This is a genomic window from Streptomyces sp. NPDC006450, from assembly GCF_040612195.1.
Classification (GTDB): Bacteria; Actinomycetota; Actinomycetes; order Streptomycetales; family Streptomycetaceae; genus Streptomyces.
Genome location: NZ_JBEXPT010000036.1, coordinates 41,953 through 53,638, shown reverse-complemented (window position 1 = coordinate 53,638; position 11,686 = coordinate 41,953). Strand labels below are relative to the sequence as shown.

13 protein-coding genes are annotated in these 11,686 nt (G+C 71.1%); 6 read left to right on the top strand and 7 right to left on the bottom strand.

Going from position 1 to position 11,686, the window contains the following annotated elements; all coding sequences use genetic code 11:
- Position 1: 1 nt before the first annotated feature.
- From ABZY57_RS14395 to ABZY57_RS14385, 3 genes are all read right to left on the bottom strand, one after another.
- Positions 2-2,023: a kelch motif-containing protein gene (locus tag ABZY57_RS14395; RefSeq protein ID WP_356511636.1), complete on the bottom strand. Its 2,022-nt coding sequence runs from the start codon at positions 2,021-2,023 to the stop codon at positions 2-4.
- A 3-nt stretch (positions 2,024-2,026) separates the two neighbouring features.
- Positions 2,027-3,790: a glycosyltransferase family 2 protein gene (locus tag ABZY57_RS14390; RefSeq protein ID WP_356511634.1), complete on the bottom strand. Its 1,764-nt coding sequence runs from the start codon at positions 3,788-3,790 to the stop codon at positions 2,027-2,029.
- Positions 3,791-3,961: 171 nt separating this feature from the next.
- Positions 3,962-4,588 carry a C39 family peptidase gene (locus ABZY57_RS14385; RefSeq protein ID WP_356511632.1) on the bottom strand — a complete coding sequence of 209 codons (627 nt, stop codon included), beginning with the start codon at positions 4,586-4,588 and terminating at the stop codon, positions 3,962-3,964.
- Between the two features lie 55 nt (positions 4,589-4,643).
- On the opposite strand from ABZY57_RS14385, the gene ABZY57_RS14380 reads away from it, so the two are divergent.
- Together ABZY57_RS14380 and ABZY57_RS14375 are read left to right on the top strand one after the other, a co-directional pair.
- Positions 4,644-4,967, top strand: a complete 324-nt coding sequence (locus ABZY57_RS14380; RefSeq protein WP_356511630.1) for a hypothetical protein — start codon at positions 4,644-4,646, stop codon at positions 4,965-4,967.
- Positions 4,964-5,452: a hypothetical protein gene (locus ABZY57_RS14375; protein ID WP_356511628.1), complete on the top strand. Its 489-nt coding sequence runs from the start codon at positions 4,964-4,966 to the stop codon at positions 5,450-5,452. The genes ABZY57_RS14380 and ABZY57_RS14375 overlap by 4 nt, the downstream gene beginning before the upstream one ends.
- Before the next feature lie 39 nt (positions 5,453-5,491).
- Here the strand turns inward: ABZY57_RS14375 and ABZY57_RS14370 are convergent, their stop codons facing one another.
- Both ABZY57_RS14370 and ABZY57_RS14365 read right to left on the bottom strand, forming a co-directional pair.
- Positions 5,492-5,788, bottom strand: coding sequence for an MTH1187 family thiamine-binding protein (locus ABZY57_RS14370; protein WP_250744763.1), 297 nt, complete (start codon positions 5,786-5,788; stop codon positions 5,492-5,494).
- Positions 5,785-6,129 carry a DUF3817 domain-containing protein gene (locus ABZY57_RS14365; RefSeq protein WP_356511625.1) on the bottom strand — a complete coding sequence of 115 codons (345 nt, stop codon included), beginning with the start codon at positions 6,127-6,129 and terminating at the stop codon, positions 5,785-5,787. Before ABZY57_RS14365 ends, ABZY57_RS14370 begins: the two co-directional genes overlap by 4 nt.
- 171 nt (positions 6,130-6,300) lie before the next feature.
- On the opposite strand from ABZY57_RS14365, the gene ABZY57_RS14360 reads away from it, so the two are divergent.
- From ABZY57_RS14360 to ABZY57_RS14345, 4 genes are all read left to right on the top strand, one after another.
- Positions 6,301-6,939 carry an AIM24 family protein gene (locus ABZY57_RS14360; RefSeq protein ID WP_356511623.1) on the top strand — a complete coding sequence of 213 codons (639 nt, stop codon included), beginning with the start codon at positions 6,301-6,303 and terminating at the stop codon, positions 6,937-6,939.
- A complete protein-coding gene (locus tag ABZY57_RS14355; protein WP_250744760.1) occupies positions 6,939-7,589 on the top strand; it encodes an AIM24 family protein in 651 nt (216 codons plus the stop codon). The genes ABZY57_RS14360 and ABZY57_RS14355 overlap by 1 nt, the downstream gene beginning before the upstream one ends.
- Positions 7,586-8,398: an AIM24 family protein gene (locus ABZY57_RS14350; RefSeq protein WP_356511621.1), complete on the top strand. Its 813-nt coding sequence runs from the start codon at positions 7,586-7,588 to the stop codon at positions 8,396-8,398. The genes ABZY57_RS14355 and ABZY57_RS14350 overlap by 4 nt, the downstream gene beginning before the upstream one ends.
- Before the next feature lie 70 nt (positions 8,399-8,468).
- Entirely contained in the window at positions 8,469-8,945 is a 477-nt protein-coding gene (locus ABZY57_RS14345; RefSeq protein ID WP_243336369.1) for a MarR family transcriptional regulator, read from the top strand.
- Positions 8,946-9,326: 381 nt separating this feature from the next.
- On the opposite strand, the gene meaB is transcribed toward ABZY57_RS14345, so the two are convergent.
- Positions 9,327-10,322 (bottom strand): methylmalonyl Co-A mutase-associated GTPase MeaB, encoded by a 996-nt coding sequence (gene meaB / locus ABZY57_RS14340; protein ID WP_356511619.1) that lies wholly within the window; start codon positions 10,320-10,322, stop codon positions 9,327-9,329.
- Between the two features lie 82 nt (positions 10,323-10,404).
- Positions 10,405-11,601: an acetyl-CoA C-acetyltransferase gene (locus ABZY57_RS14335; protein ID WP_356511617.1), complete on the bottom strand. Its 1,197-nt coding sequence runs from the start codon at positions 11,599-11,601 to the stop codon at positions 10,405-10,407.
- Positions 11,602-11,686 lie beyond the last annotated feature (85 nt).

Below are 11,686 nucleotides of genomic sequence, written 5' to 3'. Positions count from 1 at the left end.
CCTAGTTCAGCCAGCCGTCCCGCGACGCCGCCGACGGCGGCCGCGCGGGCGGCGCCGGCTCCGGGGCAGGACGCACCCGGACCCACTTCGCCACCGACGGGGTGCCGTCCGCGTCCGTCACGAACAGCATGTACCAGCCGGGCGGCACCAGGGTCGGGTCGGCGGGCACGGTGACCGTCACCGTGCCGGCCTTCTTCTCCAGCCCGAGTTCGATCGAGCGCTGCTCCACGTCGGTGGTGTGCGTGACCGCGCTCGGCCGCATCAGCCGGGCCCGCTGGATCCGCTCGGTCCGCGGTGCCCGGAAGGTGGCGGAGCCGCCGAGCTCGGCCTCCTCGGGGCCCTCGCCCAGGACCGGCCGCAGCGCCGGGTCCCGGTGCAGGTAGGGCGGGCTGTACACCTCCAGCCGGTGTTCGAACCGGCCCAGCCTGGTGTTGTCCTTGTCCGCGAAGAGCGGGTCGGAGCCGAAGGTCGCCACCCGCCCGTCGGGCAGCAGCAGCGCCTCGGAGTGGTAGTTGCGCCCGACCGTCGGGGCCGCGGCGGCCACGAAGGTGTCGGTGCGCGGATAGTAGAACTGCGCCTTGCGGATGTCGCTGGCCCCCCGGCCCCGGTAGTCGGCGGAGCCGCCCGTGGTGAAGACGGAGTCGTCGGGCAGCAGCACGCTGCTGAGGTAGCGCACCCCTTGCGGCAGCCGGGCCGTCGACCGGAAGACCGGCACCTCCGCCGTGAGGTCCACGACCGCCGTGCGGGCCGTGGACCGCCTGGACTCGCCGACTCCGCCGCCGCCGAGCACCATCACCTTCTGGTCCTGGGCCGGGGGGAGCAGCACGGACGAGGAGGTCTCCAGCTGGTCGGGGTCGGCCAGTCCGCCGACCTTCCGGTACTGGTTCGTCGTCAGGTCCCACACGCCCGGCTCGCGCCCCTTGCCCTTGGGCCCGTAACCCGCGTTGGAGCCCGTGAAGAGCAGCTTGCCGCCCTGGGTGAGGAAGAGGGCGGGATAGGTCGGGAAGTAGCGGAAGGGGCCCTTGGACCACTTCTTCGTCTTCGGGTCGTAGTACTCGTTGTCGCCGGGTACGACGTCGCCCACGTCGTTGAGCCCGGACACCGCGAGGACCCGCCCGTCCTGGAGCGCGACCAGGGTCGGGTACCAGCGGGCGTCCTTCATCGGGTCGACCGGTACGTACTTCTCCGCCAGGGGGTCGAACTCGTAGGCGGACTTGATGCCCTGGAAGTCCTGCTTGCGGGCGCTGAGCCGCTCCGCGAGCCCGTAGACGTCGCGGGCGTCCCTGCCGGTCAGCCCGGCCACCGTGTACTGGGCGGCCTGGGTCGTCAGCCCCGCGGCGCCCTCCCGCACCGCCTCCACGAAGACCCTCGCCTCGGCCGCGACCACCTTGGTCCTCCACGGCATCATCTGCCCGCCGCGCCCCTGGGCGATCTCGAACCGCCGGGTGGCCTTGGGGACGGTGACGGCGAACTTCGACACGTACTCGACGCCGGAGGGGGACCGGAAGACGGTGCCCTTCGCCAGTGTGACCGCCTTGTCGGGGCTCTCGTTCTTGACCCGCATCCCGCCGCCGGCCCGGGTGACCTTCCCGTCGAGCACCTCGTAGCGCGCGGTCCCGCCGGCCACCAGGAGCTGCCCGTCGGGGAGTTGGCTGTGGCCCGAGCAGAAGAAGTCCTCCGGCGTCGGGATCTTCTTGAAGCTGTCGTCCTTCGGGTCCCACAGGACGGTGGAGAAGCTGCCCTTGTCGAAGTTCCGCTGGTCGTTGCCGGAGCCGGCGATCAGCAGCACCTTGCCGGTGCGCAGCAGCGCCGCGTGCATGGCGTTGATCCGGTACTCCCCGGGGAGGCCGATCAGCCCCCACGAGCCGTACTGGACGCGGTAGCTGGACCGCCCGATCTTGTACGAGTGGTAGCGCTCACCGGCGAAGGAGAGCGCGGCGGGCGCGTTGAGCGCGAGCAGCAGGGCGACGGCTCCGGCGCCCAGGGCCGTCTTCTTGAACTGCTCCGAAGGGCGGTACCCCATGGCTCAGTTCCCTCCCGCCGTCGTCGCGAAGGCCTGCTCCGGCTCCTCGCCCGGCTCGGGTCCCCCGTCGGGCGCGGCCCGGGCCGTACGGGCGCGCAGCTCCGTCACGGCCCATACGGCCGGCGGGGCGAGGGTGACGGCCAGGGCGAGCAACGCCCAGACGCGCATGGCCGCGTGGGTGTGCTCGTAGCGCACGGAGGCCGCGAGGGAGACGAGGAGGACGGCGGCCCAGAAGAGGTGGATGCGGAAGGTCGCGGGCCGGTCGGGGCTGGCGACGCCGCCCTTGGGGGTGACGACGAAACGGCCCCGGGTACGCAGGACGGCCGAGCCGAGCGATACCAGGTAGACGGGCGCGCAGACGGCCGACATGGCCATGCCGGCGAGGCCGCCGGAGCCCTCCGGCTCGTGGGGCGAGACGTTGTGGCGGCGGTTCCACAGGTACAGGCCGACCTGGAGGGCGGCGGCGTCGGAGCACAGCATCAGCCAGACCTCGGAGGAGACCTGGGTGCCGGAGGCGCCGAACCACAGGAACAGGACGCAGCTGAGGACGCCGAGCAGCCAGGTGACGGCGGTCATCGGGTAGTAGACGAGCATCAGGGTGTAGTTGAGCCGGCGGCCCGGGGGCATCCGGAAGCAGCCCCGCCAGTACTGCCGCAGCAGGGTCTCGTACGTCCCTCTCGACCAGCGCAGCTGCTGCGTGAAGAAGTCGGTCCAGGTGCTCGGCCCCTCCCCCACGGCGAGCACATCGGGGGTGTAGACGGAGCGCCAGAACCTGCCGGTGCCGGGGTTCCTGCTCCGGTGCAGCTCGAAGCCGGTGGCCATGTCCTCGGTGAGGGAGTCGTAGAGCCCGCCGACCTGCCGCAGGGCGCTGATCCGGACGGCGTTGTTGGTGCCGACGAACATGGGGGCGCCGTAGCGGTTTCCCGCGCGCTGGATCAGTGCGTGGAAGAGGTACTGCTGGGACTCGGCGGCCTTGGTGACCGAGGCGGTGTAGTTGCCGTAGACCTGCGGGCCGACGACGAAGGCGATGTCGGGGTCGCGGAAGAAGCCGAGCATCCGCTCCAGGTACTGCGGCAGCGGCACGTGGTCGGTGTCCACGGAGGCGAGGTAGTCGTAGTCCGCGCCGTGCCGGGCGAGCCAGGCGTTGTAGTTGCCGTGCTTGGTCCTCGCCCGGTGGGCACCCTCGGCCGTGTTCCACTCGGGGACGCCCTTGCGGGTGAAGTGGCGCACGCCGAGCGCCGCGCACAGCTCTTTGGCCTCGGGGTCGTCGCCCTCGTCGAGGAGCCAGACGTCGAGCGGCCCGTCGTGGCGGACGGCCACGGCCGCGCGCAGGGTGGCGGCCGCCATGGAGAGGGGTTCCTTGCCGGGGACGTAGGTGGTGAGGAAGGCGACGCGGGTGCCGGGTTCGGCGGGGACGGGGACGGGGTCCCGGGCGACCATCGTGGCGTGGGCGATCGAGATCACGTTGACCACCATGAAGAGCATGATCAGGGCGACGGAGCCGAGCATCACGGCGTCGAGCCGCACCAGCCAGGCCTCGCCGCCCTCCCGGACGGTCCGGTGCGTGGGCCAGACGAGGTAGAGCAGCAGCCCGGTGGCGGCGACGGGGGCGAGCGTCATGAGCGCGACGGCCCGTATTCGGGTCCGGAGGTCCTCGCCCGCGAGCAGGGAGCGGTACTTCACGCGGTAGGCGACGGCGGGATCCGGCTCCTCACAGGGGCCGGCCAGCCGGCTGTGGGTCTCGTAGTCGAAGGCTTCCTGCCGCACGGTTTCCTCCAGCGCTCGAAACCGGGGTACACATCCCCACGAAAGGGGAGATGCCTCCGGCTGTCGAACGGGACGCACCCGACCGGGCGGTTCCCTGCCGCGCCCGCCCGAACAGGGCCGAACGGGTCACCGCACCGGCAGGCGGAGACGCCCGTGCCCCGGCTGCGCCCCTCAGCCGGCCCGGCCGCCGAGCAGGATGCCGCGTCCGGCGTAGAAGCGGTCCAGGTCGGCCCAGGGGACGGGCGCGTACTGCTGGGAGCCGTCGGGGAAGCCGGAGGGATTGTGCACGAAGACGGCGTCCTCGGTGGCCCCGACGGCGAGCACCAGGTGGCCGCCCCTGGCCTCCGTCACGGGGGTCAGGGTGCGGATCGCCCAATGGACCGACAGCATCACCAGACCGCCCCCGGCGAGCGTGTCCCGGACGGTCCGGTGATCCAGTACGGGCGCCGAGCGGGCGTCCAGCCCCCAGCGGGCGCTGACGTACTCGGCGAACGGCTGATAGATGAGCCCCTTCACCGCGTCCCCGTCCCGCACGTACGCCCCGGCCCCGGAGAGTTCCTTCACCAGCTCCACCGAGGGCGGCACCGGGAGCCCCAGGCGCCCCAGCGCCATCCGCAGGCAGGCCACTCCGCACATGCGGGGCGCCCAGAAGGCGTACTCCTCGGGCGACTCGGCGCCCGACCCGGCCCACAGGGGATCCCGTGCCGCGTCGGCGCCCGCGACGAACTCCGGCACCAGCGCGGCGGACTCCCACTGGGAGTAGTACGGGACGACGTGCTTGATCATGGAGGTGGTCATGCCTCCGAAGTCTGCCAGGCTGGCCGGGGCGTAATACGCGTCATACACTGCGAGGGTGGCCAAGACCAGGATCAGCATCAGCCTCGAGCAGGAGCAGGCAGAGCGCATCAGGCGGCACGCCGAGCACGCCGGCCTGGACGTCTCCGCGTACCTCGTGCACGCGGCGACACGGCAGATGGCTGAGACCGAGGCCATAGAGGCGCGGTTCGCGGATGTGGACGCCTTGATCGCGGCGGCCGAAGCCGAGGCCGCGAACGCACCGCAGGCGGACGCGGCCGTCCCGGACCTGACGGAGCAGGAGCGGCGGGAGGTCGAAGCCGCCCTCGGTCTCGTCTACGGGGCGGACCGATCCGGCGCGGGTCCCGGAAGAGCCGCGTGAGCGGAGCGAGGGTCCCCGTCTACGACACCGGGATGCTCATCGCCCTTGCCGACCGCAAGGCCAAAGCGGTCCACCTGCATCAAGCCCTGAAGGAGACCCCGCACCGGGCCCTCGTCCTCGGGCCGGTGCTGGCGCAGGTGTGGCGCCCCCGCCCTGCACTGATCCATGCGCTGGCCACTGTGCTCGGGGACTGCACCGTGCCGCAGGCACGGGCTTCGGCCCCGCCGATGCGCGAGACCAGGGCGGGCCGTCCGGAGTGCATCGCCTGCGCCACGGGCTTCGACCTGGCGGACTGGCGGCGGATCGGCACCGCCCTGGGGGAAGCCGGACTCCCCCCGAAGAAACGGCCGGACGCGGTGGACGCCGCCGTGGCCCTGGCCGCCGCGAAGCACGGCAGTGCGGTGATCTTCACCAGCGACCCCGAGGACATCACCGCATATCTGTCGGTGCTCAATCCGCCCGACGTGCACGTCCACGCCGTGTGAGCCGACGGGCCGTGTGGGCCGGCGGGCCTCGCGATCCGCTCAGCCCCCGGCGAGGTGGCGTTCCACCGTTTCCATCTTGGACGTCATGCCGTCCGTGACGCCGGGGCGGATGTCGGCCTTGAGGACGAAGGAGACCCGGGGGGCGCGCGCCTCCACGGCGGCCACCGCGCGCTTGACCACGTCCATCACCTCGTCCCACTCACCCTCGATGGTGGTGAACATGGCGTCCGTGTGGTTCGGCAGCCCCGACGCGCGGACGACGCGGACGGCGTCGGCCACGTACTCGCCGACCTCTTCGCCGACGCCCAGCGGGGTCACCGAGAACGCGATCATCATGCGCGGGCCGCCTCGCGGGCGCGGGCGGCGAGCACGCCGGCCGTCTCGTCGCGCCCCAGCAGGCGGTCGCCGTACAGCCCGCCGAAGGGAACCAGCGCCAGCAGGAAGAACAGCACGACCTTCTTCAGGGGCCACTTCGCCTTGAACCAGACGTCCAGCAGGAAGACGCCGTAGAGGACGAACAGGATCCCGTGGAGGACGCCGAGCGGCATCATCAGGTAGTCGATGTCCGAGATCCGGCTCAGCACCGAGCCGAAGATCAGCAGCGCCGGGAACGAGAGCGCCTCCGGTACGGAGATGAGGCGCAGCCGGTGCAGGGCGGAAGCGGTCTTGATGTCCACGTGGAACCTTCGCGGTGGATGCCGGGGGTCCGTCCCAGTGTCTCAGCCGCCCCGGGCGATCTTGGCGCGGGGCCCGGGCCGCGGCGGGATCGGGACGCATGGGGACGGGTCGGGACGGATATCGGCCAACGGGCCCTGTTCGGTGCCGCCCGCTGCGGATACCGTCTTCCCGTGGCTCAGTTCCGACTCCAAGGCAGCAAGGTGCTCGCCGTCGACCTGACCGGGGACGCCGTGAAAGCGAAAAACGGCGCCATGGTCGCGTACGACGGCCAGATGGCCTTCAAGAAGATGACCGGCGGCGGCGAAGGCCTCCGCGGAATGGTGACCCGGCGGCTCACCGGGGAACAGATGACCGTGATGGAAGTGCAGGGTCACGGCACCTGCTTCTTCGCCGACCGGGCGAGTGAGATCAATCTCGTCAATCTGCGCGGCGAGAAGCTGTACGTCGAGTCCAGCAACCTGCTGTGCACCGATGCCGGCCTGCGCACCGGCACGACCTTCACGGGCCTGCGCGGCGCGACGACGGGCAACGGCCTGTTCACCACGACCGTCGAGGGCAGCGGGCAGGCGGCGATCGTGTCCGACGGCCCGGCGGTGGTGATGCGCGTCAGCGCCCAGTACCCGCTGTCCGTGGACCCGGGGGCGTACATCGCGCACACCGGCAACCTCCAGCAGTCCTTCCAGTCCGGTGTGACCTTCCGCACGCTGATCGGCGAGGGCTCCGGCGAGGCGTTCCAGATCCGCTTCGAGGGCGAGGGCCTGGTGTACGTGCAGCCCAGCGAGCGCAACACCATCGGGGGCGACGTCTGATGCCGTTCCGCGAGATCAACTCGAAGATGGTCGAGGCCCAGGTCGTCCCGGGCCAGAAGATGTACAGCCAGCGCGGCGCGATGCTCGCCTACCGCGGCGAGGTGTCCTTCACCCCGAGCCTGACCGGCGGCCAGGGCGGCGTGATGGGCATGATCGGGCGCCGCGTGGCGAACGAGCAGACCCCGCTGATGGAGGTCGAGGGCAGCGGCACCGTCATGTTCGGCCACGGCGGCCACCACATCCAGGTCATCAGCCTCACCGGCGAGACGCTCTACGTGGAGGCCGACCGGCTGCTCGCCTTCGACGGCACGCTGCAGCAGGGCACGATGTTCATGGGCGCGCAGGGCGGGGTCATGGGCATGGTCCGTGGCCAGGTGACGGGCCAGGGCCTGTTCACCACCACCCTCAAGGGCCACGGCTCAGTGGCCGTGATGGCCCACGGCGGGGTCATCGAGCTGCCGATCCACCCGAACCGCCCGATCCACGTCGACCCGCAGGCCTACGTCGCCCACCACGGCGAGGTCCGCAACAAGCTGTCCACGGCGCTGGGCTGGCGCGACATGGTCGGGCGCGGCTCGGGCGAGGCGTTCCAGCTGGAGCTGTCCGGACAGGGCGCGGTGTACGTACAGGCCTCTGAGGAGAAGCTGTGAACTTTGGTCCCGTGACCGGCGGACCGGGAGGACCGACGGTCTTCGACCCGTACACCCTGCCGTCCGACGACAACGTCAACGCCTACACCTTCTGCGTGGAGCTCAAGGGGAGCCAGTGGTTCCTGCAGAAGGGCAAGATGATCGCCTACTACGGGCGCATCGAGTTCAACGGCATCGGCCACGGCCGGTTCGACCGGCTGCTGCGCACCAGCTTCCACTCGCCGCTGCACGCGAGCGACTGGGTGGTGGCCGAGGGCCAGGGCAAGATGCTGCTCGCCGACCGGGCCTTCGACGTGAACTCGTACGACCTGGACAACGGCAACCTGACCATCCGGTCGGGCAACCTGCTCGCCTACCAGCCCACGCTCGCGCTCAAGCAGTCGATCGTGCCGGGCTTCCTCACCCTGATCGGAACCGGCAAGTTCGTGGCGGCCTCCAACGGGCCGGTGGTGTTCATGGAGCCGCCGCTGCGCGTGGACCCGCAGGCGCTGGTGGGGTGGGCGGACTGCCCCTCCCCCTGTCACCATTACGACCACGGGTACATGTCGGGCGTGATCGGCGGCCTGCGGTCGCTGACGGGCATCGGGGGTTCCTCGGGCGAGGAGCACCAGTTCGAGTTCGTCGGTGCGGGTACGGTGCTTCTCCAGTCCTCGGAGATGCTGATGGCGGAGCAGGCCATCGGGACCGTGGGCGCCGGCGCGGCCACGGGCAACGCCCAGGGCGTGCCCGGACAGGGTCCGCTGGGGCAGATGGGCGTACCCCGGATGCCGGGGCAGCTGGGTGATCTCCAGAGGCGCTTCGGCCTGTAGGAAACCTCTCACCCCGCCGTATTTTTGTACGCAATTCAACTTTTTTAGGTAGAGTTCTTTCATGGAGACCATCGAGACCGAGACGGCCACACCCTGGCTGAACGACGCCGAGCAGTGCGCCTGGCGCACCCACCTGGACGTCAGCAGACTGCTGATGCACCAGCTGGAAAAGGACCTCCAGCCGTTCGGGCTCACCAACAACGACTACGAGATCCTCGTGAACCTCTCCGAATCCGAGGAACACCGGATGCGGATGAGCGATCTCGCGACGTCGACCCTGCAGTCCAAGAGCCGGCTCTCCCACCAGATCACCCGCATGGAATCGGCGGGCCTCGTCCGCCGCGTGAACTGCGAGTCCGACCGCCGCGGGCTCTACGCCGTCCTCACGCCCGAGGGCATGGAGACGATGCGCAAGGTCGCCCCGCACCACGTGGCGTCCGTCCGCCGGCACTTCATCGACCTGCTCACCCCGGACGCCATCGCCGCGCTGCGCGGCGCCCTCGGACCGGTCGCCGAGCACCTGCGCGCGGGCCGCGGCAAGGCCTGAGACAGGCCGCTCGGCGCGCCCGCCCCGGCGGATCACCGGACCCATGGGGACCACGTACTCGCAGCCGGCCCAGCCGAGCGGCCGTAGGCGCACGTGGCCGACCGGAGGAGGTCCCATGCAGCGCACCACGCGGCCACCGCCGCGGCCAAGGTGGTCTCCTCCGAGTCCGATGACGGCGACGACGGGAACTGAGCCCCGCGCTCCACACACACGGAAGCCGCACCCCGTGGACGGGGTGCGGCTTCCGTAGGTGATCAGTGCTCACGGTCAGGCGTTGGGACGCTTTCCGTGGTTGGCCTTCTTCTTCTTGCGGGCTCGCTTCTTGTTACCGCGCTTCGCCATGAAACCTCCCTGCGTTGGGCATTCCGGGCGTTCGCCAGTCTATGACCGGCCCGCGGGCTCCGCATCCGGTTCCGCCGGTTCCGTCAGGGTCGCCAGCAGCGCGTCCGACGCCGCGTACGGATCCAGCTCGCCCGCCGCCACACGCCCGGCCAGGGCCTCCAGGTGGGCGTCGCCGTGCACGTCGGCCAGCCGGGCCCGCAGCGCGGTGATCGCGATCGTTTCCACCTCGCGCGCGGCCCGGGCCGTACGCCGCTGCGCCAGCACCCCGCGCTCGTCCATCCACGCCCGGTGCTTCTCCAGCGCCTCGACCAGCTCGTCGATGCCCGTACCGCGCGCCGCGACCGTCTTGACGATCGGCGGCCGCCAGTCGCCCTTGCCCCGGGACTCCCCGAGGCTCAGCATGTGGTTGAGCTCCCGGGCGGTGGCGTCCGCGCCGTCCCGGTCGGCCTTGTTCACCACGTAGACGTCGCCGATCTCCAGGATGCCCGCCTTGGCGGCCTGGATCCCGTCGCCCATCCCGGGGGCCAGCAGCACCACCGAGGTGTCGGCCTGCGCCGCGATCTCCACCTCCGACTGCCCGACCCCGACGGTCTCGACCAGGATCACCTCGCAGCCGGCCGCGTCCAGCACCCGGATCGCCTGCGGGGCGGCCCAGGCGAGTCCGCCCAGGTGGCCGCGGGTGGCCATGGAGCGGATGTACACCCCCGGGTCGGAGGCGTGGTCCGACATCCGCACCCGGTCGCCGAGCAGCGCGCCCCCGCTGAACGGCGAGGACGGGTCGACGGCCAGGACGCCGACCCGCTTGCCGGCCTGCCGGTACGCGGAGACCAGCGCCGAGGTCGTCGTGGACTTGCCGACGCCCGGGGAGCCGGTGAGGCCCACCACGTACGCGTTGCCCGTGAGCGGCGCCAGCGCCGCCATCACTTCGCGCAGCTGCGGGGACGCCCCCTCGACCAGCGAGATCAGCCGGGCGACCGCTCGCGGCCTGCCCTCACGGGCCTGGGCCACCAGCTGGGGGACGTCCACCGCCGTCATGCTTGCTGCGCTCCTTCGTTCTCGCGGTTCCCGCGGATCTCGTACGGACAAGGGTGCGGGCGGCCGGCCGGCCGCCCGTCCACTACGGGACGCGGACGATCAGGGCGTCGCCCTGGCCGCCGCCCCCGCACAGGGCGGCCGCGCCGACCCCGCCGCCGCGGCGCTTGAGCTCCAGCGCCAGGTGCAGCACCACACGGGCGCCGGACATGCCGATCGGGTGCCCCAGGGCGATGGCGCCGCCGTTGACGTTCACCTTTTCCGGGGTCACGCCGAGGTCCTTCATTGACTGGACGGCGACCGCCGCGAAGGCCTCGTTGATCTCGATGAGGTCGAGGTCCTCGACGCCGAGGCCCTCCTTCTTCAGGGCGTGCAGGATCGCGTTGGAGGGCTGCGACTGGAGCGAGTTGTCCGGGCCCGCCACGTTGCCGTGGGCGCCGATCTCGGCGAGCCACTCCAGGCCCAGCTCCTCGGCCTTGGACTTGCTCATCACGACCACGGCGGCCGCACCATCGCTGATCTGCGAGGACGTGCCGGCGGTGATGGTGCCGTCCTTGGCGAAGGCCGGGCGCAGCTTGCCGAGGGACTCGACCGTGGTCTCGGCCCGGATGCCCTCGTCGTGCGAGAACACCACCGGCTCGCCCTTGCGCTGCGGGATCTCGACCGGGGTGATCTCGGCCTCGAAGACGCCGTTCTTCTGCGCGGCGGCGGCGCGCTGGTGGGAGGTGGCCGCGAACGCGTCCTGCGGGGCCCGCTCGATGCCGAGGCGGGAGTTGTGCGTCTCGGTGGACAGGCCCATCGGGATGTTCTCGAAGGCGTCGGTGAGGCCGTCGTAGGCCATCGCGTCGAGCATCTCGATGGCGCCGTACTTGAAGCCCTCACGGGACTTCGGCAGCAGGTGCGGGGCGTTGGTCATGGACTCCTGACCGCCCGCGACCACGATGTCGAACTCCCCGGCGCGGATGAGCTGGTCGGCCAGGGCGATGGCGTCCAGGCCCGACAGGCACACCTTGTTGATGGTGAGCGCGGGCACGTTCATGGGGATCCCGGCCTTGACGGCGGCCTGGCGGGCCGGGATCTGGCCCGCACCGGCCTGGAGCACCTGGCCCATGATCACGTACTGGACCTGGTCGCCGGAGATCCCGGCCCGTTCCAGCGCGGACTTGATCGCGAAGCCGCCGAGGTCGGCACCCGAGAAGGACTTCAGCGAGCCGAGCAGTCGCCCCATGGGCGTGCGGGCCCCGGCGACGATCACTGACGTGGTGTTGTTCGTTCCGGACATGGAGCACAGCCCCTTGAAGATGAGGAGTGAACGAGGGTTTACCCGAATGTACTGAGCGGTACCCGTGCCGTCACCGGCACGTCAG

Bases quoted from the DNA above. Each gene is read 5' to 3' on its own strand.
- ABZY57_RS14395 (WP_356511636.1), bottom strand. From the start codon at position 2,023: ATGGGGTACCGCCCTTCGGAGCAGTTCAAGAAGACGGCCCTGGGCGCC.
- ABZY57_RS14385 (WP_356511632.1), bottom strand. From the start codon at position 4,588: ATGACCACCTCCATGATCAAGCACGTCGTCCCGTACTACTCCCAGTGG.
- ABZY57_RS14370 (WP_250744763.1), bottom strand. From the start codon at position 5,788: ATGATGATCGCGTTCTCGGTGACCCCGCTGGGCGTCGGCGAAGAGGTC.
- ABZY57_RS14355 (WP_250744760.1), top strand. From the start codon at position 6,939: ATGCCGTTCCGCGAGATCAACTCGAAGATGGTCGAGGCCCAGGTCGTC.
- meaB (WP_356511619.1), bottom strand. From the start codon at position 10,322: ATGACGGCGGTGGACGTCCCCCAGCTGGTGGCCCAGGCCCGTGAGGGC.
- ABZY57_RS14335 (WP_356511617.1), bottom strand. From the start codon at position 11,601: ATGTCCGGAACGAACAACACCACGTCAGTGATCGTCGCCGGGGCCCGC.